The 23,486-nt window shown below is 46.0% G+C and carries 19 protein-coding genes and 1 other RNA gene; 12 read left to right on the top strand and 8 right to left on the bottom strand.

Features of this window, described 5'->3' with window-relative positions; all coding sequences use genetic code 11:
* The first annotated feature begins 59 nt into the window (after positions 1–59).
* Positions 60–1,235, top strand: a complete 1,176-nt coding sequence (locus AAA946_RS05020) for an iron-containing alcohol dehydrogenase (RefSeq protein WP_338163875.1) — start codon at positions 60–62, stop codon at positions 1,233–1,235.
* On the top strand, positions 1,236–2,684 hold the full coding sequence (locus AAA946_RS05025) for a coniferyl aldehyde dehydrogenase (protein ID WP_338163876.1): 1,449 nt from the start codon (positions 1,236–1,238) through the stop codon (positions 2,682–2,684).
* Between the two features lie 64 nt (positions 2,685–2,748).
* Here AAA946_RS05025 and tesB read toward each other — a convergent pair whose 3' ends face one another.
* Entirely contained in the window at positions 2,749–3,609 is an 861-nt protein-coding gene (tesB, locus tag AAA946_RS05030; RefSeq protein WP_338163877.1) for an acyl-CoA thioesterase II, read from the bottom strand.
* 222 nt (positions 3,610–3,831) lie between these two features.
* On the opposite strand from tesB, the gene AAA946_RS05035 reads away from it, so the two are divergent.
* Positions 3,832–4,284: a YbaY family lipoprotein gene (locus tag AAA946_RS05035; protein ID WP_338163878.1), complete on the top strand. Its 453-nt coding sequence runs from the start codon at positions 3,832–3,834 to the stop codon at positions 4,282–4,284.
* 19 nt (positions 4,285–4,303) lie between these two features.
* Here AAA946_RS05035 and AAA946_RS05040 read toward each other — a convergent pair whose 3' ends face one another.
* Positions 4,304–4,606, bottom strand: a complete 303-nt coding sequence (locus AAA946_RS05040; protein ID WP_338163879.1) for an MGMT family protein — start codon at positions 4,604–4,606, stop codon at positions 4,304–4,306.
* Between the two features lie 50 nt (positions 4,607–4,656).
* On the opposite strand from AAA946_RS05040, the gene AAA946_RS05045 reads away from it, so the two are divergent.
* The 5 genes from AAA946_RS05045 to AAA946_RS05065 all read left to right on the top strand — a co-directional run bounded on the left by AAA946_RS05045 (position 4,657) and on the right by AAA946_RS05065 (position 10,867).
* Entirely contained in the window at positions 4,657–5,397 is a 741-nt protein-coding gene (locus tag AAA946_RS05045) for a hypothetical protein (protein WP_338163880.1), read from the top strand.
* Between the two features lie 210 nt (positions 5,398–5,607).
* Positions 5,608–5,704, top strand: an RNA gene (gene ffs / locus AAA946_RS05050) — signal recognition particle sRNA small type.
* Positions 5,705–5,808: 104 nt separating this feature from the next.
* On the top strand, positions 5,809–6,450 hold the full coding sequence (locus AAA946_RS05055; protein WP_338163881.1) for a hypothetical protein: 642 nt from the start codon (positions 5,809–5,811) through the stop codon (positions 6,448–6,450).
* Positions 6,451–6,885: 435 nt separating this feature from the next.
* Complete coding sequence (locus tag AAA946_RS05060; protein WP_338163882.1) at positions 6,886–7,620, top strand: hypothetical protein; 735 nt, start codon at positions 6,886–6,888, stop codon at positions 7,618–7,620.
* A 1,435-nt stretch (positions 7,621–9,055) separates the two neighbouring features.
* Positions 9,056–10,867 (top strand): trypsin-like serine protease, encoded by a 1,812-nt coding sequence (locus AAA946_RS05065; protein WP_338163883.1) that lies wholly within the window; start codon positions 9,056–9,058, stop codon positions 10,865–10,867.
* 445 nt (positions 10,868–11,312) lie between these two features.
* Here AAA946_RS05065 and AAA946_RS05070 read toward each other — a convergent pair whose 3' ends face one another.
* The gene (locus AAA946_RS05070; RefSeq protein ID WP_338163884.1) at positions 11,313–12,323 is read right to left on the bottom strand and encodes an AraC family transcriptional regulator; all 1,011 of its coding nucleotides are present in this window, start codon (positions 12,321–12,323) and stop codon (positions 11,313–11,315) included.
* 122 nt (positions 12,324–12,445) lie between these two features.
* Between AAA946_RS05070 and AAA946_RS05075 the strand changes: the two genes are divergently transcribed.
* The 4 genes from AAA946_RS05075 (at position 12,446) to AAA946_RS05090 (ending at position 15,853) form a co-directional block, all read left to right on the top strand.
* Positions 12,446–12,766, top strand: coding sequence for an MFS transporter (locus tag AAA946_RS05075; RefSeq protein ID WP_338163885.1), 321 nt, complete (start codon positions 12,446–12,448; stop codon positions 12,764–12,766).
* Positions 12,760–13,983, top strand: coding sequence for an HlyD family secretion protein (locus tag AAA946_RS05080; RefSeq protein WP_338163886.1), 1,224 nt, complete (start codon positions 12,760–12,762; stop codon positions 13,981–13,983). Before AAA946_RS05075 ends, AAA946_RS05080 begins: the two co-directional genes overlap by 7 nt.
* Positions 13,984–14,099: 116 nt before the next feature.
* Positions 14,100–14,840: a di-heme-cytochrome C peroxidase gene (locus tag AAA946_RS05085; RefSeq protein ID WP_338163887.1), complete on the top strand. Its 741-nt coding sequence runs from the start codon at positions 14,100–14,102 to the stop codon at positions 14,838–14,840.
* Positions 14,841–14,998: 158 nt separating this feature from the next.
* Positions 14,999–15,853 carry a DUF3626 domain-containing protein gene (locus AAA946_RS05090; protein WP_338163888.1) on the top strand — a complete coding sequence of 285 codons (855 nt, stop codon included), beginning with the start codon at positions 14,999–15,001 and terminating at the stop codon, positions 15,851–15,853.
* A 15-nt stretch (positions 15,854–15,868) separates the two neighbouring features.
* On the opposite strand, the gene AAA946_RS05095 is transcribed toward AAA946_RS05090, so the two are convergent.
* The 5 genes from AAA946_RS05095 to AAA946_RS05115 all read right to left on the bottom strand — a co-directional run bounded on the left by AAA946_RS05095 (position 15,869) and on the right by AAA946_RS05115 (position 23,406).
* A complete protein-coding gene (locus tag AAA946_RS05095; RefSeq protein WP_338163889.1) occupies positions 15,869–16,942 on the bottom strand; it encodes a protein-glutamate methylesterase/protein-glutamine glutaminase in 1,074 nt (357 codons plus the stop codon).
* A gap of 5 nt (positions 16,943–16,947) precedes the next feature.
* A complete protein-coding gene (locus AAA946_RS05100) occupies positions 16,948–17,772 on the bottom strand; it encodes a CheR family methyltransferase (protein ID WP_338163890.1) in 825 nt (274 codons plus the stop codon).
* On the bottom strand, positions 17,772–20,600 hold the full coding sequence (locus AAA946_RS05105) for a methyl-accepting chemotaxis protein (protein ID WP_338163891.1): 2,829 nt from the start codon (positions 20,598–20,600) through the stop codon (positions 17,772–17,774). Before AAA946_RS05105 ends, AAA946_RS05100 begins: the two co-directional genes overlap by 1 nt.
* A gap of 10 nt (positions 20,601–20,610) precedes the next feature.
* Complete coding sequence (locus AAA946_RS05110) at positions 20,611–21,123, bottom strand: chemotaxis protein CheW (RefSeq protein ID WP_338163892.1); 513 nt, start codon at positions 21,121–21,123, stop codon at positions 20,611–20,613.
* 147 nt (positions 21,124–21,270) lie between these two features.
* The gene (locus tag AAA946_RS05115; protein ID WP_338163893.1) at positions 21,271–23,406 is read right to left on the bottom strand and encodes a chemotaxis protein CheA; all 2,136 of its coding nucleotides are present in this window, start codon (positions 23,404–23,406) and stop codon (positions 21,271–21,273) included.
* Positions 23,407–23,486: the final 80 nt, after the last annotated feature.

Below are 23,486 nucleotides of genomic sequence, written 5' to 3' on the forward strand. Positions count from 1 at the left end.
CTTATAAGTAGTGGCGGCTCACCATATAGGGTGATTGGTAAAAACAAAGGAGTGTTTTTATGTTGCATCAGGTGTTGGTCTCGGTAAAAAAACCGTTTATCAAAATGGTGCCGGTTCCCGAGCCTCAGTGCATTGTTGGGAGTGGTAAAGTGCTGGATGTTGCAAGCTATTGCCGAGATCTTTCTGTGACGAAACCCTTTATCGTTACTGACAGCGTACTGCGTGGACTGGGATTGCTTGATGGTATGCTAGAGGCATTAAAACAAGCCAATATGCCGTTTACCGTGTTTGATGAAGTACAGCCCGATCCTGACTATGCGACGGTTCGCGCTGGGGCAGAACGTTATCGTCACTCTGGCTGTGATGGCATCATTGCGTTTGGCGGTGGCTCGCCTATCGATTGTGCTAAAGCCATTGCGGCAAGTGTAAAGACCAAGAAAGATGTCGCAAAGCTTCCTGGCTTGCTAAAAGTGCACCGCCCAATCATGCCGTTAATTGCGATTCCGACAACCTCGGGCACTGGCTCTGAAGGAACGGTCGCTGCGGTTGTCAGTGACATAGAGTCTAAAGCCAAACGAGCCATCACCGATCCGTTTTTGGTACCTAAGGCGGCGGTGCTAGATTCACAGATCATGCTAGGCCTTCCACCACAAATCACTGCAGAAACCGGTATAGATGCACTGACACATGCGATTGAATCCTATCTGAGTCAATACGCAAACGCCAAAACTGAAACCTTGTCGCTAAACGCCATCAAAGCCATTTTTGAATACTTGCCGCGCGCATATCAAAATGGCCAAGACAGCGAAGCTAGAGAGAAAATGGCCGTGGCGAGTTTTGAAGCAGGCCTCGCGTTTACTCGAACGTATATCGGTTACGTGCATGCCATCGCCCATCAGCTTGGTGCGTTTTATCACGTACCTCATGGCAGAGCTAATGCCATGGTGTTGCCGCATGTGCTCAAGTTTATTGCACAAAGAGATAACCAAAGGCTGACAATGCTGGCGCGCACCCTCGGTTATAAAAACAGTCAGGCATTCATTCAAGATGTCGAAGCGCTTTTGGATTTACTGAGCATTCCAAAACACATTACAGAGTTGAGAGCAGAGGACATTCCGGCCCTTGCCCAGCAAGCAATTAAAGAAGCCTTCGGAGAATACCCGGTTCCCGAAGAGATGAACGTTCATCAATGCCAACAACTATTAAAAGCGTTACTTGTTAAAGGAGCACAATAAATGAGTATGGTTACCCTAAATGAACAGCAAATGAGTACACGACTGAAAGAGCAACAAGCAGCGTTTAAAGAAGCGCCGTTTATCAGCCGTGAGCTAAGAAGGGCGAACTTACTCAAGCTTGAAAAAGTACTGCGAGATAACCAAGAAGCCATTTGTGAGGCGATTGGTAAAGACTTTGGTCACCGCTCATCCACAGAGACTGCGCTACTGGAGATCTTCTCATCTATTGAAGGCATTGTGGATGCGCGCAAACAACTGAAAAAGTGGATGCGAGAAAAAAAGCGTCACACCTCGATTTGGTTTTGGCCAGCAAAGAATAAAGTGGTGCCACAGCCGCTGGGTGTGGTCGGCATCATAGTGCCTTGGAACTATCCGCTTTATTTGGCTATAGGTCCAATGACGGCTGCGCTTGCTGCGGGCAACCGGGTGATGGTGAAAATGTCCGAAAACTCCAGACACCTATGCGAAACGCTCGCGCAGATTTTCGCAACGGCGTTTACTCAAGATGAAATCTGTTTTATCGCCGAAACCGGCGACACAGGGCAGGCATTCGCTAAGCTTGCATTCGATCACCTTATCTTTACCGGATCCGGTGGGACGGGCCGTAAAGTGATGGCGGCGGCGGCGGAAAACCTAACACCAGTGACGCTTGAGCTTGGCGGTAAATCACCAACCATTATCGGTCCGGACTACGATGTCAAAAAAGCCATTAAACGTATTCTGGGAGGTAAGGTTTATAACGCAGGGCAAACGTGTGTTGCTCCCGATTATTTGTTGGTGCCAGAAGATAAGCTCAAACAAGTGGTGAAAGCCGCGAAATCGGTGATGAAAAGCCGCTTCAAAACCATAGACCATCCAGACTACACGGCCGTCATCGACACGGTCTCTTTTGAGCGTTTGCAACAAACTCTCGCTTTAGCGAAAGAGGGGCAGGGTGAGGTGATTAACCTGATTCCCGCGAGTGAACCCGACCCAGAAACACGTCGCTTCCCATTGCATTTGGTGGTGTCACCTGATGCCGATGAAGCGGTCATGACCCGTGAAATCTTTGGGCCTATTTTGCCGGTCATTACCTATAAGTCGATGGACGATGTGTATCACTTTATTGGTGAGCGCGATAGGCCGCTGGCACTGTACCTATTCTCTGATGACAAAGAGCTGCAAAATGCGGTGATGGAAAATACCATGTCCGGTGCATTTACCATTAATGAAGTGATGATGCATGTTGCCCAGCACGATTTGCCATTTGGCGGTGTTGGACCAAGTGGGATGGGACACTATCACGGCAGAGAGGGGTTTGAGACATTCTCGAAAATGCGCCCTGTGATGCAACAAGGTAAGTGGGCGGCAACGGGCGCGCTCTATTCTCCATACTCAGGGTTTGCACGACGTGTGATTAACTATCTGATCAACCGTAAGTTCAGTAAATACCCGAATCCAAAGAAATAATCATCATATATTTCAGCCAATAAAAAGCGCCTTATCGAGTGAGTCGATAAGGCGCTTGTTAGTTTTAGTCGTTAAAGCGCAGCACGCCTTCTTGAATCGTCGAGGCGACGAGTTCACCTTTCTGGTTAAAGATCTCGCCTCGAACTAGACCACGTGAGTTGCTCGCGTTCGGGCTTTCAATCGCATACAACAGCCACTCGTTAGTATTCACTGGACGATGGAACCACATGGAGTGGTCAATCGTTGCCATTTGGAATTTAGGCGCGAAGATAGAGACGCCGTGAGGGTGCAGGGCGGTAGTGAGGAAGCGCCAGTCAGAAGCGTAACCAAGCACATATTGGTGAATGAGTTCATTGTTTGGAACCTCACCATTGGCACGGATCCAAAGATACTGCTTGGCCTCTATCTTCTCAGGTTTCAACGGGTTAACAACGTGCACCGGACGCACTTCAATCGCTTCTTCGCTGCAGAACACTTCACGGATTTGTTCTGGCAAGAAGTCAGCAATGCGCATCGCCAGTTCAGACTCAGAAGCGAAATTTTCCGGCCCCGCCACTTCAGGCATCGTACTTTGATGTTCAAAACCAGGGGCTTCGCAGTGATAGCTCGCGGTGAGATAGAAAATAGGGCGACCATTTTGAATCGCTTTGACGCGGCGGGTGCTAAAGCTGCGGCCATCTCTTAAATTCTCGACATCGTAGATGATAGGTTTTAGCGGATCACCTGGGTAGAGAAAGTAGCTGTGGAAGGAGTGCACGGTGCGGTCTTCCGCCACTGTATAACGCGCAGCAGACAGCGCCTGACCAATGACTTGGCCGCCGTAGACTTGAGGCAAGCCTAAATGCTGGCTTTGACCTCGAAATAGCCCTTGCTCTAGCTGCTCCAATTGCAGCAGATCGAGTAATTCAGTTAATGGTTTGCTCATATATCGGTCTTTTTCTGGTACGTAATGGGCAAAGTGTGGATTTTACTGATGGATTCGTCAAGGGATACGATGGTTTGTAGGAATTGAGTGGTTTTTTCCGCAAAATGACCGAGCTGAGGCATCGTAACTGTAGAATTCTGTTATCTTTATTGCATAACTTAGCGATGTGCTTTTAATAAAACTATCGCTAAAAGAGTTAATCGCCCCATCAAGTGAGGTTTCATGAAACTATTAAAATTTGGCGCATTGGCGCTGATCCTTGGCTTAGCTGGCTGCCAAACTGCGCCGCAAACCGACACGAAAACTGAAAGCAAAGAAGTGGCTGCTGCGGAGCAAGAGACAATGGCATCAGTCAAAGGCACCATTGCTTACCGAGAAAGAATTGCATTACCTGCTGATGCAGTAGTGACAGTGAAAATTCAAGACGTATCGCTGCAAGACGTGGCGGCGAAAGTTATCAGTGAGCAAACCTTCACAACGGATGGGGCTCAAGTACCGTTCGATTTTGAGCTCAGCTACGACACACAAGAGATCAATCCAAAGCATACTTACAGTGTGAGCGCACGAATCGAAGTGGAAGGTAAGCTGCGTTTTATTTCTGATACCTCTTACCCAGTGATTACCGATGCGAACAGCACTGAGCAAGTAAATTTGCTGCTGGTGGGCGTGAGATAACGAACAAGCGTTGGCAGTCTTAGGGCTGCCAACCAAACACTTTTAAGCGTACTCGCCCCTTCACTGAAAACTCCACGCCTTCTTCCATTAATATCGATCTCTGTCTCAAAAACGCTTCTCCCTTAAGCGAGATTTCCCCTTTGCTATTAATCACTCGATGCCAAGGCAGCGAACTCCCCTGTGGCAAGTTACCAAGCGCTTTTCCAACATGTCTGGCATAACCGGGATAACCCGCCATTTTTGCAATTTGGCCGTAAGTAGCGACTTTCCCAAGAGGAATTTGGTGAATTACTGCAAAGATTTGCGCTTTGAATTGATCCATACTGAAACTGTCCCAGTTTTATTTGCCACGGAAAGGTATGAGGGGGAGCTATGGTATTTTCGGTGTTTCAATTCGTAATCACAAGTGTGCTGGCGATGATTTGTGCCAGAACCATTGGTGTTACAGAAGGGGAAATTCCCGTGCTAGCGGTGATGATCCCCGCATTGTGGATATTGCCTCAGGGTGGTATCGCTGGCTTGATGCTGTTGGCATCAATGATAGTGTATGGCTTAACCTTACCGCTGCAATCAATCGCTATGTCCGTTGCGGTGTGGATTTTGGTGCCCGTGTTGATGGTGGCGTTTTCAAAGCGAAGCAACATTTGGATCGTCAGTATTGTTGGTCTGATTGTGCTGACACTCAATGTCGGCATTATGCTGACTCAATCTGCTGGTAAACTTGGTGGCACCCCTATGGTGACGTTAGTCCAAGCGTTTGCAGTCTTTGTGGCTTGGTTTGCGGCTAAAAACTGGAAAGGCTCTACGGAGCACAGTTGGTGGTCACTGTTTCTGATCTTGCCTTTGTGGGCTGCGGGTTTGCCTTACGCTGCATTAATGGCGCTGTGCATGACCGGTATGCTGGCCTCAATGGAAAGTCTTGGCAGACTCACCAGTTTTAAATGGAACAAGTTATTGTGTTGGACATTGCCCAGCGTAGGATTTGCGGCGCTTGTGGTGGTACCCACTATCGATGTGCCTAAACCTGTGTTTGTTGTTTGGCTCTGTTTGCTCGGTACCGCCTGGATCACCGATTACATCCTCAACATCGAAGACGAGCAGCAACAAGTGTAACGTTCCATAGCCCGTACTCTTTCCCAAAGCGTCCAAGCCTGCTTCAAATGCAGGAAAGTTGGGCGCTTTGTTTAATCTGTAAGCACTTAACAGATAAAGCAAACAGTTTTACTCGCAAGCCCTTGCAATCATCGCCCCGATACCAGATAATCCTCCCACGCTTTGCAGCAGTGACCCTTCACCGCGCAACAGCAACAAAATCTATGGAGGCCCTGGTCCTCCCGCAACAATAGCTCGTGAACTCGGTCAGGTCCGGAAGGAAGCAGCCGCAGCGAGTGACTTGTGTGCCGGGATGTGGCTGGGGCTTCCACCCATCTAGCGTTTAGTAATTTGTAATCAACGAGTTATAACGCACCACACCTTTCAAATAGCATAGAAAACGCGACTGGTACTGAACTTAGGTACTGAGCTATGCGCTATCTCACTCAATCTAGTAATCATTCTTGGACTTTCCGTTTCCAATTTCCTCCGCGTGTTCGTGACTATTTTTATGGTCAATTTGAATATAAATATTCGTTGGGTAAAGTGACGCCAAGAGAGGCTCGTTCGAAAGCTCTAGAGCTTGAAAAACGGCTTGTTGACGTCATTTGCAGGGTAGAAGACGCGATAGATCGACCGTCGTCTTGTGAAGGAAAAGAGCTTGTCACTTGCCAACTGGCCGCCAGAATGAAAGTGGATATGTTCCTAGCTGTAGACGCATACAAAAGGGTTTCAGCTTCACAAAAGCTTCAAGGCGCACTGCGAAGGTTGATGTCAGGTGATAACAAGCAGACCCTCTCCTTATCCGCATCCAGAGACCTACAGTGCATTCATAAGCTGTATCCAAGCACCACATCACCTGATACAAGAGCCCAGCAAATGTGGGCACTGATTTACGACGAATGTTTGACCTGTCAGGAGTCCTTTAAGGTTAAAGTGAAAAAGACGCTTGTTCGTCACTATAAATTAATGCTGGAAGCTCGTAAAAGTCTGGAATGTTTCGAGGAGCTTGAGCAACATCCCCCCTTAAAAAACATTTCGTTTGATACCCCTGCTGACATAGCTACTAGTTGAGCAAAGAAACAGCATCACTGCTGAATTATTAGACCGAGATATGATCAAGAGACAGGTATGTTCTCTTTGTCTAGTGAGTACGTGTGATTAGATAAACATACTTTTAATCTACACAGTCTTTGATGAATGTCACCTTTTTAATATATTCGACGTACCTCTTTTGGACCACTTATTTGCATTATCAATAAGTTAGTAATAAGAGTGACCATAGTTGCCCCTTTAGGGTATCTATATCCACCTCAAGATATTCACATGGTGAATATAATTCTCTATTGATAAAAGAGATTGTTAATTGATAGAATTTTAAATAGACATTCAGACTTAACTGTTTGAAGGTTAAAAAATAATTATTATGTAAGGCTATTTTTGACCACTTCGTAATGTAGTGGTTTATTTGGCTTAAAATATATCAGATATACATTGGTAATCAATAATATGAAGTTAAAGTACTGTGCAGCGTTGGTTTCAATGACGCTTGGTTTAACTGCTTGTGGTGGCGGCGACACAGAGAGTGGTAGTAATAGTGGTAGCGTTTCTTTAGTAAATTCTGGATACGGAATATACGTAACAGAGTCGGGCTACAACGTGCAGTTGAGTAAGAATGGTGTACTTCTGCTAAGTCAAAATAATTCAGCTTCATCGACAACAGGACAAGGGTATCAACATTTTGACATCTCGTCCTCTAGCGCTAATGGAGTAATTAACTTTATTACTAACAACGGTGTTCTTGAAGCTAACCTGTCGTTGGTTCAGCTTGGTAAAGTTAGCTTTGAAATGGTGCCGTTTAAACTCAATATCCCCGATATAGGATTGAATTTGAATGAGCTAGCGGTTTATTACAAGGTTGAAGAGCCATCTCACTCTATTGATGTTTTAGATAATGAGATTAGTTATATTGGATCTGGATATAGCTTTGAATATATTTCAAGTGGCAACGTTAGATACACCGATTCAGATGGGTGTGAGACAGAAGCAAATGTAAAGGAAAGTGGTTTGAGCACCAAACAGGTAGCAATCTTTGATTTGTTCGTAACTGATTCAACATGTGAGTTTAACCCAAATGCTGTTGGAATGATAACTTATACGGAACAACTAGGTTATGGGGGGATAACACTTACTCATCAACTAAAGGATTCAATTGGGCAGGTTACAGCCACTTCGATTCTTTAACGATATTTATCAGGAATGTATTTAGCTAAAGCATAAATTCTCATTTGCCACCTCTGTATTGTCGACTGCTACCTTTACTATGTGGTAATGATCTTGCTAACTGCAGTACCAATACGGTATCTGCTAATGAGCTAGGCCATAAAACAGCTAGTGGGCAACTCCATCTTTATTTAAATTAAGATCCCGAGACTTTTTGGATACTGTTTGTTTTGCTTACGATAGGTCAAGCATGCTGACAAGTCACGAGCATAACTCACACTATGTCAGCGCTAGTCAGCATGCTTGATTTTTAGATGCGGTCTATGAAGAAGATGCGGAACGGTTTTTAAATCGTCTCCACGTTGAGATTGAAACGCCAGCGAGTTCGCATGCTTTAACTTGCGTTAGTTGATTTATCTCAATGTACTTATCCACTTCTAAACACTTGTCCACTGTTTCTTGAACTTGTTGTTTACCCCTAATGTAAAACGCAGGCACGGTTCCAATAATTAATTGTCGCTTGTAGAGTATGAGAAGCGATATGAGAGAAGAATAACTAGTGTCTACTGAATCGGTGGCTATTCATGTAGACGCTTGTTCGCCACTATAAATTAATGCTGGAAGCTCGCAACAGTTTGGAATGTTTTGAGGAGTATGAGCAACATCCCCCCTTAAAACAACATTGTTGTTGATACCCACTACCGACATAACTACTTTGAAGGCACATGAAAGAAAAGGTAGCACTAGTAAAGTGAGTGCGATTGAAGTGGATATCCGGTGATACTGCAAACAATTCCAATGTTCAAGTACCTAGGTCAGGGAAACTCAAGCCGAAAGAGAGCGTAGGGAAATGTTTTGGGGATTAGTGAGCAAACATTCTGCGAGATAGCTCCAGAGAATTTAGAAACACTAAGGTATTAAGTGGGTGGGTCAGCTTTAGCTCGATGACAATACCGATAAGTGGTTTAACCTTAAACAAGTGTTGGCCGTGATGAAGCAGTATCCAGATATTACTATCTTTATGATATATAGATCCCTTTACGTCAGAAACCATTAAAGGATTGTCATTGCCACCTGATTAAAACTACTCTTGTACAATACGGTATTATTTATTGAAATAATTTCCATGTTTAACACTTAGATTAAGTTAACAAATAAATGATTTGCTTTGTAACTAATATAGGGGATATGGATAAAAAGGAAAACGCGCTATGGATTATATTCGACTTAATCTTCAATACGATCAATTTTTCAAATTCCATTAAAATTATTTGTTCAAAAATAACGTAATATTATTCTGGTAAATTAGTAACAAGTCTTAAGAAATTGCATGTTTAATCTAGCCCGCATAGAAATTACAACCCTTACTAATAATCAATGTCGCATTGCCATACTAATTCTGACCGTGAATTTTTCACATAAATTAAACGCTTAACAGCACATACAGAGGCATATTATGAAAACTACACTTTCAATGGCAATTGCACTAGCTCTAACTACTTCAGTTTCAGTAACAGCAGCAGACGTAGCCCCAATGATTGGCGGCGAGTTTGTGGAACCTGTTCCAGAGCACGAGTACGATGACTCGCTTCTGCACCTTCGAGTGCATTACGATGAAAATGGCTACACCTACACCATCTACTGCGGTGCAGGTGTTATCGGCGGTAAATGGTTAGTAACTGCGGAACACTGTCTTGACGACAGTAACGGCACGGTCACTCTGACACAAAGTCATGACCGTAACAATTACGACAAGCAGTCGTTCCACAACGTTACTCACCACACCACTCGAAATCCTCAGCGCTTCGCTGAGCGTCTTGAGTACTTACAGGCGTATTACCAACATTATACTCCTACCGATGACACGTACGGCAAACCGGTTTACCGCAAGCATGAAGAACAGATCACTGATGAGTATATCCAAGAGGTACTTTCTTTACCTTCAGATACCATTATCGGCAGTAATCTTCACGGCGAAACGGACCACCGCGGTGGCTATGTTGACAATTGGACGGACCTTGCGATTCTAGAGTTGGAGTCATCAATAACACATAAAAACTCTTCAGCTATTGGGTTTTTACGTGACAACAACTTTAACGAAACAATCGTAAAAGGCAGTGAATTTACCTTCCAAGGATGGGGACAGGACGGCGATGGACGCACCCCTCGATACATCCAACAAGGTGATTTCAAGTTTTACAGAAGTGATCTTCAAGCTCATTATTTCCGTGATCGTTGTGATGAAGAGTTTGTCACAAACTGTGACATTACTTATGAACCAACGTTTTCACTTCAAAATAAAGGCGACAACTTGATGAGCGTGCTACCAGGGGACTCTGGCACACCACTCAAGCGCGATCACACGTTCTATGGAGTAGCGTCATTCGTTAGCCGTGGTAGTTCAGTCAAAACTGCAGATTCGAACTTTTATGAGTTCGGCCCGCACAAAGACTTTATTTTGGACACAATCAACACGGTTGTGACCCCAAATCTACCGGTTATCGATGTACCTGCAACAGGCTTTGGTGAAACTATTCATTACAACATCCAAAACCTAACGCACAATGATGCCACACTCAATCTAGTTGAGACCGGCACCATCATTGCAGATGGCTTCGCTCGTATTGAACACTCTTGTGGAAACACACTGAGCTCGTTCGAGCAGTGCCTTGTTGACATTGAAGTACTTTCGGCAAACGACGGTTATTTCAACTACGACGGCGAACATTCGTTCGAAGTAGCTGAAATCAACGGAGAAGCAAGAACTATCACACTTGATATTCCTGCTTCTGACGTAACACCGATTGTTGAAGGCGACACAATTACTAAAGATGGTATGGAAGTAACTTTCCAAAGCATCAATAGTAATATCGAGGTGGTTAAAACTGACAATGACATGGTCATTCAGTTCTACCTATCCGATGTCATCAATATGGACAACGTGAACGTTTCACAACAAACGGGCGGTATTTACAACGCGAATGGCAATATGCTAAACACGTGTGAAACCAACCCTGTGAATAAGGAATTTGTTCAATGTAACTTCGCAATCTCTGAGCTTACTCAAACTGATTCGACGTTAACCTTCAAACTTGCCGACCAAGAAACAATGATCGTTGAAACTACTATTAGCTTCATCACCGATCATGGTACTGACGGTAATGCAAACTCAGGTTTAAATGGCGGTTCAGGCGGTGGCTCAGGCGGCTCATTTGGAATCTTTGGTTTGTTTGTGTTAGGTCTGTTTGGTTTGTACCGTAAGAGATAACCAATACAAAACGATGCCGATAAGTTATGGGGGATCTGAGCTTGACTCAGCCCCCCATTTTAACTTAGTAAATCAGTTGCTTATCTAGTTTGACATTGTCTAAAATCGTAAGTGCGTCATAAACTCCGCACTCTAGTTGCCTATCACGAATAATAAGATCAAGTCATCCAATGATGAGGAGATTTGAAATGGGAAAACGACGCACAGATCCAGAGCATCAATCTTTATTTGAACAGGGTCGGTGTTCCCTGTTCCGTTCAGTCTGAGATTTCCCACGGGAAGGCGCACTATCAATTTATAGTAAATAAACTGTCGATGACTTTTCAGCAAGCAAAGGCTCTGGTCCTACGTGTTCGCAAAGGCTATCTGAAAGGTTGGGGCACCATTGAACGGAGATTAAACACTCCTATCTGGGGTAAGGTTTTGCTATCCAAATCTCATCAAATCAATAAGCGTCAGCGTAATTTTGAGCGTACTGTCTTGGCGTCACTCCACGGTATTTTTTAAACATGCGACTAAAGCTTGTTGTGTTGGTATAGCCCATTCTTTTTGCGACGGTCTCTAATGGCACACCCAAGACAATTTGCTTTACAGCTTCCCCGGAAAGTACAAACCCTAAGATAGAAGTAAAATTTAACCCAGAAGATTGTAGCCGCCGCTGTAGTTGCTGCTCCGAGAGGCCCAAAAGCTGCGATACTTTAGCAAGTGTTGGCAGACCAAAATGTCTAGAGTAATTAACGACTTCGTAAAGCACTTTCATCTCATCTTGCGGGTCGGGCATGTCGAGATAGCCATCTAAGTCAGCAAAGCTCATTGACAGTTTTTCTGCGGGCAGTTTGGGCGCTCTATTGCCTTGTAAACGCAAGCGATTCGGCAGCCACACTTCGGTTTTATTGTGTCCCCACTCAATGTGGCACCCAAAATACTCTTCGTACTTAGCTTTGTTGGTTAGGGAGCCAGGAAGGCAGACTCTGTTGGGCGTAAAGTCTTGCCCTAAGTAATGTTTGAGCACATTGAACATGAAGTTGGCGACACGCACGCCATCTTGCGCTTTCGCGTTAGCCGTGATCGAGTCGTTCCTGTAAGTCCATTTGACGATAGGGCCGACAATTTCTCCACCCAAAAAGGCCCCTGACTGGATACAGGTAATACCGGAGTTAATACGACGAATCGTTGTAGCCAAGTCATGTCCTGCGAAGAACCAGTGACTCAATGACCCTAGCTTGCTGAGGTCCATTTGTCGAACAAGCGTTAACACTGCATCAGGATCTCCAGTGATGTGCTCAAGGTTTTCGTAAAATTGGTTGAGTACTGAGACCGGAATCAGGTTCATATCATACTCCAGTACAGAACGCGGTATGCCGAGTACATCGGATGAAATACCGTAAGTTAGCTGCAGGCGGTCAACTAATCCTTTGATTCCCATTACTCTTACAAAGTGAACGTTGTGAAACATGGCATTTCCTTTGGTACTGATTCGATCAAAAATCACTGATTTATGATTGAATCTATCACACTGTAACCAATTGTTTCATCCTTGTTTACACTTCCGGCTCGATTTATCTATGAGAGCAAGCAATGAGTTTAGTGAGTGTCCCTTTCGTTGGAACGGGGGCAGATACGGCACTTCACGTCGTGTCAGCCGTTGTGTTAGTCGCCAGTATTGGTGCTGCGATTTATGGGTTTTGGCGAATCCATGAACTTCCTATCAATAAAGCCCACAGTCGAGACCATCACCAGCTTGGGCTGATCACGGCACTCACTTGGATTGGCTTTATCTGGCATTGGGTATGGGTGTTGGCTGTGATTATCGCATTTGTAGATATGGAGAAAGCCATTATTCGCCTGCGCGATATTTGGAGCAGTGACAGCGAAAAATCGGAGAGTGATGCATGTTAGAAGGTTTAGCTGTTTGGGCTCTGTTCATCTACTTACTTAGGCTAATCGGCATGCCTTGGAATAAGTTCTCCAAGAGCTTTGCGTATGTTGGTGGTGTAGGTTGGTTAATGTTTGTTTGGGTCGGCCTAATTAACTATACACCGATGGATCTCTCTGGAGGGTCTTTGGTTCAGGCGCCGCATATCCATTTACGCCCAGACTCATCCAATGTTTCAGGCAAGGTCATCAAACTTCACATTGAGCCTAATCAGCAGATTAGCAAAGGTCAGCTTATCTATGAGATCGATCCAAAGTCTTACCAGATTGCCTTAGATCAAGCGGTTATTCAACACGATGCCGCTGAAGTGTCTCTCGACAGCGCCATTCAAGATGTTGAAATTGCTAAGTCGACTTACTTATCATCACTTAAAGCGGTAGAGACTTCTCAGAGTCAGCTTAATGCAGCCGTTGTCGACTATCAGTTGCAGCAAAAAATGCTCAAGCGATTTCAAGAGCAGAACTCTGTGGTGAGCAACACCATCACGGAGAGCGATATAGATAAGCAGATGAGCTTAGTGGAAGTCGCACGTCATAAGGTGACGACTATCGAAGCTCAACTTGAGAAGAAGCGTGTTGATTCCGATAAAGCTAAGTTGGCTATCAATAAATCAGCGCTTGCTGTTGAGAGTAAACGTGCAGAGCTTCGTAACATTCAAGAAAATGTAGAACGAGCTCAATGGGACTTGGACAGCACCAAGGTTTATGCGCCAGCAGATGGCTTTGTAACTAACTTCATTCTGCGAGAAGGTCAGCTTTTGTCGCGAGTGCCTCGCTTGCAGATGTACACCAATGAGAAGTACGTGCTGATGCGAGTCAACCATCAGGCCATTCGTAATATTCATCAAGGACAAGCAGCCGAGTTTTCAACTTCGGTCTACCCTGGACATGTCTTTGCAGCAGAAGTGGAAGGTATTGTTGAAGCGACAGGTGAGTCACAAGGGACACTGCTAGCGCTGGATCAATCGGTGCGCACAACGACGGGTCAAAACGTCAACAACAAGCATCATTTTGTACGTTTGAAGATCCATGAAACAGATGGCTACGACATTCCGGTTGGGGCAGTGGGGCTGGCCTGGGTTAGTGGTGATAAGCCGATTGGTTTTCTAGCATTTCTTGATGTGATTCGTGGAATTATTCTGAGAATGAAGTCGCAGTTGTACTTTTTCTATTCAATCTAAATACGCAGATACATGCGTTAGAAGTTTGCTTTCTTGGCTTACTTTTAGCGCATGCATATCCCCGAGCGTATTAAAACCGCTGGCTCAATTATCATCAGAGACTCTGTCACAAAAAGGTGGTAACGGCTATTTGTACAAGCGTAGCGATTATCGATGGGCCAACCAATGGCTATACCACTCAGGGCCTCGATCCTTTGGTGAACTCGGTTGTTGGCAGTGCGGTTAAAAAGCTGGATGAATCCGCGTTAGCCGCTTACGAGCAATACATGGGAGGCGAGCTCGCCGCGCAGCCAAATAATGGCATCAATGTCCCGCGTGACGTGCGAATCAAGGAAGATGCCGAAGCATTTGCTGGCTTAACGCTTGCGTATAATGAGTTAATAAAGCTGTACGACAAATGTCATGCCTACAAAGCGAGTGAGTTAAAGTGTGTAGGCGCTTTTAATCTTTTGGTTAAACTCCTTGAAGCTAACACGTTAGCCAAAGACATCGACCGTCAAATTGATGAGTTCTTTAAGTCACCTGAGCAGCAGTTGGTCGACGCGGAGCAAGCCACAGGGCAGGTTTACAAAGCGAGGCCATTAAATGGCATTTGGGCGACGGCGCCATATTTGCACAATGGTTCGGTACTCAGTTTGATGGAGTTACTCAAACCGTCGGAGGAGCGATTGAAAAGTTTCTATGTTGGCAGCAGAGAGCTTGATCCCGTCAATGTCGGCTTGATGAACGAAGAGACGGAAAATTCAACGCTACTGGATACTACTTTGCTAGGAAACAGCAATTGGGGACATGACTATGGCACCCAACTGACAGAGCAGGAAAAGCAAGCGTTAGTGGAGTATATGAAGACGCTGTAATACAACTAGGCGGGCTCCTTAGGGGGCTCGCAATTACAATATTACCTTTTAGTGGTGGAAAACTGCTCGTCATAGGTGGCGTATGCGTTGCGTTGCTTGTAGAAATATCAGAGACTAATTGGCTCTAGCAAGTTTCAGAGTAGGCTACGGAGCAGTAGATGAGCAGCATGAATTCGGTCGATTTAGCCCTCAGCAATATACGTCGAAAAGCGACAGGAGGCCCCTTGCAGAGACCTCTTTCCATCACGATTAATTTCCATCCTGATAGACTTACCGAAGACAACACGCCGCTGCTTTTGGCGATGGCGAAATCAGGTCTCATCAAATCCCAGTTTGAAACCCAAACGAGTAATGGTGGATTAACGGCTTTTCAAGGCGGTGCTCGCTGGCAATGGGAACAGAGAGTATTTGATGGAGCTTATGACGATGCACCTAATCAACTCAGACCTAAATACGGCGCGCTCAACTACCGTCAATACCCAATGGGAGCTTCGCCGAGGTTTGGCTCTTCCTATTTCAAACTCAAACCTCATGTTTTAGAGCGCAGCACATTTTGTTATCCGGATAGCTTCTTTCAACCGGACGATTTTGCTACCAATGACCGCTTAAGTGATTTGATCGATAAAGCCAGCAGTGCCAACGTTGACATGCTGGATGACTATATTGAAGCGCACATCCATGGAGAGCTGAAGTTAATCGAGGATATTGAAAGCTTAGTGCTCGATCCAATATTTAAAGCCACCGATGTGGAACAGTATGCGAGAGAACTTGGCGTACCAATACTATGGCACGAAGGCTTTGAGCTCAGCATCGAAACCATGAGTTTTTATCCAGACTATCGAGGCGCACAGTTTGTTGAACTGGCGAAACAGCTTGCTACAGATGGAATGATCAATGCCAGAGCTTTGGGGCATGCTGTGGTGCATGATGGTTATGATGAACAAGACGTCAAGAAAGTTTGGCACTATTTAGCGCGCTTTGGTTACAAGGGCTATAGCGGCGTAGATCGGTAACCGAGGTATTCACTATTAACTGGCTACCGGTTCAATATTAATCAGCTCAGCCGTGATGGCCTCAAGCGACAGTATTTTCGACACGGCTCCCAAGTTCTTGGCAGCTCTAGGCATGCCGTATACCACACTGCTCTGCTCATCTTGCGCGTAGGTCATAGCGCCTGCTTGCTTCATTTTTAATAGGCCGCGCGCACCATCTTTTCCCATCCCGGTAAGAATGATACCGATGCCCCTTTTATCTGCTTGCTCAGCAACGGACTCAAATAGAATGTCAACCGAAGGTTTATGGAGATTGACTGGCTCGTCATCGTTGAGCTGTGTGTAAAAACAGCCGGCGCGTTTTTGTATTTTTAGATGGTAGCCGCCGGGCGCAATATAGACGTGGCCAGATTTGATCACTTCATCATGGCGCGCTTCTTGTACCTGAACCAAGCATAGACCTTGTAGCCGTGCAGCAAATGAACTGGTAAAGCCTGAAGGCATGTGCTGAGCAATGACAATGCCTGGGCTATTTTCGGGCAGGCATCGAAGTAGTGTGGTAATGGCTTCGGTTCCCCCGGTTGAAGCGCCAATGGCAATGAGTCGATGGGATACTTGCCCTGTCAATACTGATGCTGGCTTTTGCTGCAATGTCGGTCTTAGCGGTGATGAGTGGCTTTGAGTAAGCGTTGTTTGTTGCGCGCGTTTGAACTGAGACTCCGCTTCTCTTAGCTTTTTGATTACCTCTCGGGCGAAGGAATCAAAATGGCTTGATGACACTGCGGATAAATTTGGCTTTTGAATGTAGGACGCAGCGCCCAGTTTGATGGCTTGCTTGGCGAGCAATGGGTTATTGGAGAAAAGCTGAGAAATGACGACAACTGGCATAGGGCGCAGGGCCATAATTTTGCCAAGAAACGCAAGACCGTTCATGCCAACCAGTTCGATGGCGAGCGTGACCACGTCGGGCTCGACTTCTTTAATCAACGCTCTGGCTTGGTGAGCGTCATGGGCGACGCCAACCACCGTCATGTTGCTCTGACTGCTGATGATGCTTTTTAGATTTTGGCAGGTACTATTATTAGAATCGGTGATCAGTACTTTTAGCATCGTTGTTATACTCGTCGGTAAGCGGTTTGTTTTAGTAGCTTGAACGGCGTTTGCTCCGCAGGGCAGCTTTCAGAATGACCGAGAAACAGCAAGGCGTCTTTCGGTAAATAATTCGCGAACTTAGTCAGGATAGAGTGCTGGGTCTCCCTGTTGAAATAGATCAGTACATTGCGACAAAAAATGGCGTGAAACTGCTTTTGCATCGGCCATTGATGATCCATAAGATTCAGTCGTTTAAAGTGTACTAACGCTTGTATCTCTGGTTTTATTTCATACATCTTTGATGCTTTATTAAAGTGAAAGAAGCGTTTTTTTTGCTCCTCACTCGCGCTGCCTAATTGCTCCAATGTATAGCGTCCATGCTTTGCGGTCGCGAGTACCTGCGTGTTGAGATCCGTCGCCAATATCTTGACCGGAGGCTGATAGCTTTCAAATGCCTCTGCCATGGTGATGGCGATGCTGTAAGCTTCCTCACCGGTTGAACAGGCACTGCACCAGATCCGAATTGGCTCTGTGATTCTATTGCCAACGTAATGGTCACGAACATGCTGCTTGAGAAGCGTGAAGTGATAAGGCTCGCGGAAGAAATAGGTTAAGTTGGTGGTGAGCGCGTTGACAAAGTACTCCCACTCAACGTGGTACTGGTCGTTGAGCAAGGCAATATACTGAGCAAAACGGCTCAGTTGATGTGCTCTTAATCTTCCGACTAACCGATTGTAGACCAGTTTTTTTTTGTTGCTGTGAAGGTCAATACCCACTCTTTTGTAGATAAGGGAAGCGATCGCAGCAAAGTCATCATCAGTATATTCAAAATGAGTATGTACAATCATCAAAACTCGGCCCAGTCCTCATTGTCACTGTTAGAAAGTAGACGAGGGCTGACGGGTCTTAAATGGCTCTCCTGAGCGGGAAGTTGCACCTCTCCAATGTCACTGACATTTTGATCCCCGGTATCAAACACCGAGACATAAAGCGCTAAGTTAGCCACCTGTTCTTCGAGCGAACTGGCTGCCGCAGAGCCTTCTTCCACCAAAGCGGAGTTTTGCTGGGTCACATCATCGACTTCCAGTATTGCTTGAGTCACCTGATCGATCCCCGTGCTTTGCTCAACTGAGGCTTGGGTGATTTCTTCAATCAGCTGTGCCACATCTTGAATGGAATTGACCACGCCAGAGATAGAATCACCGGCTTGTGAGGCCAGCTTCGAGCCAGTCTCAATCTTATTCACTGAAGAATTAATCAGGCTCTCTACCTCTTTGGCCGCCGCGGCAGAGCGCTGTGCTAAGTTACGAACTTCGGTAGCAACAACCGCGAATCCACGTCCTTGCTCTCCCGCTCTAGCAGCCTCGACGGCAGCATTAAGCGCGAGAATATTGGTCTGAAAAGCAATACTGTCGATGACGGAGATAATGTTCATGATCTCTCGTGAGCTGGTATGGATCTCTGACATGTTATCAACCACTTGCTTAACAACTTCGCCGCCTTTACGTGCATTGTCTGAGGTCTGTTTCGCTAGTAGGTTGGCTTGTTTGGAGTGCTCGGAGTTTTGTTTGACGGTGATGGTTAACTCTTCCATGCTGGATGAAGTCACTTCAAGACTGCGCGCTTGCTTTTCAGTACGCTGCGCGAGATCGATGTTGCCAATGGCAATTTCTTTGGTCGCAGTATTGATGGTGTCTGCCGAGATTTTGATGTGCTGAATCATCTCTTTGAGCTTGCTGACAGTAAGGTTCGAGCTAGTTTTAAGCTCGCCAAACGCACCTGAATAATCGGCGCCAATTTGCGCGGTAAGATCGCCTTTGGCTAACGCAGACAGCACGGAAACAATGTCAGCCAAACTCACTTCGCTAATTTCTAGCAAGCGATTCATGTTGCCACACAGCATGGTGAAGAACGGGTTCTTGCCATCAAGCGCCATGCGTTTGGTGAAGTCACCATCAACGGCAGAGGCAATGACATGCTCAATCTCTTTCTCGACCGCGATCTCTGTGGTGCGATCCGACCATTCGGTGACATAACCAATTTGCTGGCCTGTCGCATCGATGACGGGATTGCTGACGATGCGGAAAATGCGGCCGTTGATATCCACCTCCTGCACTAGCTCTTTATTGGCAGAATGCGGCTCTTGCTCGAATCCACTCACAGGGCTGAGCTGATGGTGTGGAGCACAAAGCCCTGGGATATTCAGATCTTTGATTTTGGTTCCCACAAGCTTTGTTGCATCAAAATCAGGGGCTAAGGTTTGGAATTCTTGCTCAGCTTGCTCAAACATGCCTTCGATGGCTGGGTTAACGTAGATAATGGTGTGGTCACTGTCTTCGATCATCATGTTAGTACTCACGTTGTCTAACGCGATTTTGATTCGTGTTGCCGAGACTGCTTTTTGGCGTACGCTTTCCATACTATAGGCGAGTTGTACTTTCATGACTTTCAGAGAATGGAGAACTTGGCCGATTTCGTCGTTGTTTTTGACATCAATATCAAACAGATAGTCTTGCTTGACGAGTCGTTTAAAGTAACGGCGGATGTCTTTGAGTCGACGATTGATATCGTGGCTAAACAGATACGCAAACACTAAGTAGATGCCGATAAACAGCAGGGTGATAGCCGAGGCCAAGGCGACCTCAAACCAGAACACCTGCTTACTTTGATCATAGATGTCAGCAGACTGAACACGATTCTCGCTAATCAGAGCGCCGAGATTGTCTTCGTAGCTGGCAATTTCTGAAATGGCGACAGAAACGCGAGTTCTGAACAGTTCACTGTCGTGAAGGCTGGCATCGCTTGACATCAGAGTGCTGTAAATTTCAGGTAGGGTTGTGGTTGCAAGCTGAGTGCTTTGGTTGGCGATAGCTCGATACTTCTCAATGGTGGAGGCGTGTTCAGTATCAAATTTGTTGATCAGTGCTGCGCTTAGCTGCTCTAACTCGGTCGTGTTTTGCTTGAGCTGTTGCCCCGCGGTGACGTGATAGTCGAAGCTGTTGGGTAGCAGTAGAGATTGCAGCAATAAACGATTCTCTATCCAGAGTTTGTCCATGCTATGTAGTCGGCTATAGGACTCTATATGGTTGTTGTAAAGATGCTCAACGGCTTCTTTTTCGGTGTAGGAGCTGTGTATGCCGATACCGAGAACAGTAAGCAGGGCAACGGTAGCTATGGCGACTAAGCCAAACAGACGCTGCTTAATGGTAAGTGCACGCAGTGGGTTGGTTCGGTGTTTTTTCACCACCTTGCCACTTTGTATGACGTGGTCATCTTGTTCGCCGTCTTTGAATTTTGCGTACTGCGCTTTGACATTATCGAGTTCGGCTTTATCGGGCATGGAGCGAACAGACATGAAACCAAGTTGATTCCCGTCTTTGTAAAGGGGAGTTACATCGGATTTTACCCAGTAGAAGCCGCCATTTTTCTGTTTGTTTTTGAGGATCCCTGACCAGCAGTTTCCGGCTTTGATCTCGCGCCAAAGATCTTCAAACACTTCTTTCGGCATGTCTGGGTGGCGAACAATGTTGTGCGGACTTCCGATTAACTCTTCTTTTGAGAAACCGCTGACGCGGACAAAATTGTCATCGGCAAAGGTAATGCGCCCAGACATGTCCGTGGTTGACACCAGTATCTCGTTTTCTTTGATAAGGTATTCTTGGTCATTGTTACTCATGGGCATAACCTTACTGATTGTCGTGGACAAGCGAAGCGTCACTATCGAGTTGTTCGAACAGTGCCATGTCACGGCTGGTCATCAGTTTTTGGATGTGAATGAGAATAAGCATGAGCTCGTTTTGCGAAGCGAGCCCCTGAATGTATTTGGTATCAAGCGCACCAGCGAAGTCTGGGGCGGGTTGTATGTCGTTGGCATCAATGGCAACCACATCGGCGACGCTATCGACCACAATGCCAACGATACGCTCTCCGATATTGAGAATAATAACGACGGTCATGTCGTGATAGCGTACGTCTTCAAGCTGAAACTTGATCCGCATATCCACAATGGGTATCACCACGCCACGGAGGTTCATGACCCCTTTGATGTAGGTTGGCATGTTGGCGATGGCAGTCACTTGACTGTATGTGATGATCTCTTGAACCGTGAGAATATCGATGCCGTAATATTCTTCACCAAGCCAAAAGGTTAAGTAGCCTTTGGCGTCAGATTGGTTGTCGTTGTCGGAGGCGCCGTTCACTATTTTCGCTCCTATCTCCAAAGTGGTTATCTGTTGCATTGGGCGAATGTCACTCTTTAGGCGAGCACATTATGAGCAATGAACGGATAGTGTTGAAAATAGTCTAGGAAATAGTTGGCTTATACCAAGTTAACTTGTTGATAGCGGTTATTTGCTGTGCAAGGTATCGGGCTGGCGAACCAAATCGGCGACATCCAAGATAAGCGAGACTCGCCCGTCCCCCATGATGGTGGCGCCGGAAACACAAGGGATTTTGCGAAAGTTGTTTTCTAGGTTTTTAACCACCACTTGCTGCTGCCCGAGTAGGCTATCAACAAATAAGGCAATGGTTTTGCTTCCGTGTTCGAGCAGCACCATAATGCCATCGCTAAGTTCGGTGATGTCGGTGTCTAGATTGAAGAAGTTATGCAATCGAAGCACTGGGATGTAATCATCGTGTACTTTGATCATGGTTTCGCCGCTATTAAGTTTTTTGAGATCGTGCTGTTTCGGTTGCAGCGACTCGACAATATTCGACAATGGAATGATGTAGACATGCTCACCGACACTGATCGACATCCCTTCGAGTATGGCAAGGGTGAGCGGCAATCGGATCGACATTCTGGTACCCACCCCTAGAGTTGAGCTTATTTCTACTGTGCCCCCCATACTCGCGATATTACGTTTGACTACGTCCATACCGACGCCTCGACCAGAGACTTCGGTGACTTGTTCTGCTGTTGAAAAACCGGCAGAAAAGATCAGTTGAAATATGTCCTGCTCGCTCATGTTTTGAGGCAGTGTCAGCCCGTTGTTTTTGGCCTTGGCGAGGATTTTTTGTGGATCGATGCCTGTACCGTCATCATCGACATGGACAATAACGTCACCGCCGCGATACACCGCAGACAAGGTAATCGTGCCATGGGAGGCCTTGTTGAGTGCTGCTCTTTGCTCAGGCGCCTCGATGCCGTGGTCAATGCTATTGCGAACCAAATGAGTGAGCGGATCGACCAGCATTTCGAGCAAGCCTTTGTCGAGCTGTGTTTGCTCACCTTCGATAATGAGCTGAATCTCTTTATTCAGGGCGTGGGAAAGATCTCTTACGATACGTGGAAAGCGGCCAAATACGGTGCCGATAGGCATCATGCGTACCGACATGACGGTGGCTTGAAGATCTCTGGTGTTTGCTTCTAGTTGGTTGAGTCTACCAGCGAGCAGTTCGTTGCTGTTTAGCCCCAAATCGAAGGTCAGCTTTTGCAACATAGACTGAGTGATGATGAGCTCTCCCACTTGGTTGATGAGCTGATCGACTTTTTGCGTGCTCACCCGAATTGAGGTTGACTCCAGAGATTTGGTCGCAGGGATTGCGCGTTGATTGCTGGCGGTTTTTTTCGGCTGTGAGGAGGGCGTAGGGGACGGTGCTGGTTCAGGGTTAGGGAGTATTTTGCCGCGCCATTGGTTTATTTTTTTCTCCACGAGTTCGGCTTTCATTGGCTTTAACAGGTAATCATCCATTCCTGTTTCTATACATCTTTGCTGCTCTTCCTCTCCCGTCATTGCGGTCATGGCGATAATAGTTACGCTCTTGTGTGTCTCTCCCGCCGCGCCTTGTCGTATCTTTTCAGTCGCTTGATATCCATCCATAACCGGCATTTGGCAATCGAGGAGAATCAGTTGGATAGGCTTGTCTTTCGAGGCCTTTAAGATCTCTAGAGCATGCTCGCCATTTTCTGCAACCTCGACGGAACTAAAGCCAATCTTGTTTAAAGTGAAACTGGCGACTTTTTGTATCACCTTACTGTCTTCAACCAACAGGATTTTGATGGTCGATTTCTCCGCCGCGGACAAGGGGGCGTTGGTGGAGAAAGGGGCGGCTTCTGAATTTGCTGGTGGAGTCTCTGGCGACACGGTTGCGCGTTGCAGCTCATCACACAGAGTAACGATTTGCGATTTGAATGACGCTGAGTCGTGATCGGCTTGATATGAGCCTTTGAGTACGTCGAGCAAGTCACGGGCATTGAGCAGAGCATCAACAACGGCTTGGGTGAGGGTAATTTGATGATTGCGTAGCTTATCAAGTAAGTTTTCGAGAACGTGGCTGACGTGAGTAATATCGTCAAAACCAAAAATACCAGAGCCACCTTTTATCGAGTGAACTGCCCGAAAAATAGCGTTGAGTTTATCTGCCAAGTCAGACTCGTCATCATTTTGGTTCATTTCAAGTAACAGGGATTCCATCTCTTCAAGATGTTCAGCCATTTCTTCAAAGAAAATGAGTTCGAATTGTTGGTTAGATTCTGACATCGCACATTGCTTCCTGCATTCTGAGAGTCTGTGAGCGTTCAAAATAGTGATGAACAGTCTTCAGCAAAAAGGAAAAAGGT

The sequence above is a fragment of the Vibrio sp. 10N genome, from assembly GCF_036245475.1.
Classification (GTDB): Bacteria; Pseudomonadota; Gammaproteobacteria; order Enterobacterales; family Vibrionaceae; genus Vibrio.

Bases quoted from the DNA above. Each gene is read 5' to 3' on its own strand.
- AAA946_RS05020 (WP_338163875.1), top strand. From the start codon at position 60: ATGTTGCATCAGGTGTTGGTCTCGGTAAAAAAACCGTTTATCAAAATG.
- AAA946_RS05025 (WP_338163876.1), top strand. From the start codon at position 1,236: ATGAGTATGGTTACCCTAAATGAACAGCAAATGAGTACACGACTGAAA.
- tesB (WP_338163877.1), bottom strand. From the start codon at position 3,609: ATGAGCAAACCATTAACTGAATTACTCGATCTGCTGCAATTGGAGCAG.
- AAA946_RS05035 (WP_338163878.1), top strand. From the start codon at position 3,832: ATGAAACTATTAAAATTTGGCGCATTGGCGCTGATCCTTGGCTTAGCT.
- AAA946_RS05040 (WP_338163879.1), bottom strand. From the start codon at position 4,606: ATGGATCAATTCAAAGCGCAAATCTTTGCAGTAATTCACCAAATTCCT.
- AAA946_RS05045 (WP_338163880.1), top strand. From the start codon at position 4,657: ATGGTATTTTCGGTGTTTCAATTCGTAATCACAAGTGTGCTGGCGATG.
- AAA946_RS05055 (WP_338163881.1), top strand. From the start codon at position 5,809: ATGCGCTATCTCACTCAATCTAGTAATCATTCTTGGACTTTCCGTTTC.
- AAA946_RS05060 (WP_338163882.1), top strand. From the start codon at position 6,886: ATGAAGTTAAAGTACTGTGCAGCGTTGGTTTCAATGACGCTTGGTTTA.
- AAA946_RS05065 (WP_338163883.1), top strand. From the start codon at position 9,056: ATGAAAACTACACTTTCAATGGCAATTGCACTAGCTCTAACTACTTCA.
- AAA946_RS05070 (WP_338163884.1), bottom strand. From the start codon at position 12,323: ATGTTTCACAACGTTCACTTTGTAAGAGTAATGGGAATCAAAGGATTA.
- AAA946_RS05075 (WP_338163885.1), top strand. From the start codon at position 12,446: ATGAGTTTAGTGAGTGTCCCTTTCGTTGGAACGGGGGCAGATACGGCA.
- AAA946_RS05080 (WP_338163886.1), top strand. From the start codon at position 12,760: ATGTTAGAAGGTTTAGCTGTTTGGGCTCTGTTCATCTACTTACTTAGG.
- AAA946_RS05090 (WP_338163888.1), top strand. From the start codon at position 14,999: ATGAGCAGCATGAATTCGGTCGATTTAGCCCTCAGCAATATACGTCGA.
- AAA946_RS05095 (WP_338163889.1), bottom strand. From the start codon at position 16,942: ATGCTAAAAGTACTGATCACCGATTCTAATAATAGTACCTGCCAAAAT.
- AAA946_RS05100 (WP_338163890.1), bottom strand. From the start codon at position 17,772: ATGATTGTACATACTCATTTTGAATATACTGATGATGACTTTGCTGCG.
- AAA946_RS05105 (WP_338163891.1), bottom strand. From the start codon at position 20,600: ATGAGTAACAATGACCAAGAATACCTTATCAAAGAAAACGAGATACTG.
- AAA946_RS05115 (WP_338163893.1), bottom strand. From the start codon at position 23,406: ATGTCAGAATCTAACCAACAATTCGAACTCATTTTCTTTGAAGAAATG.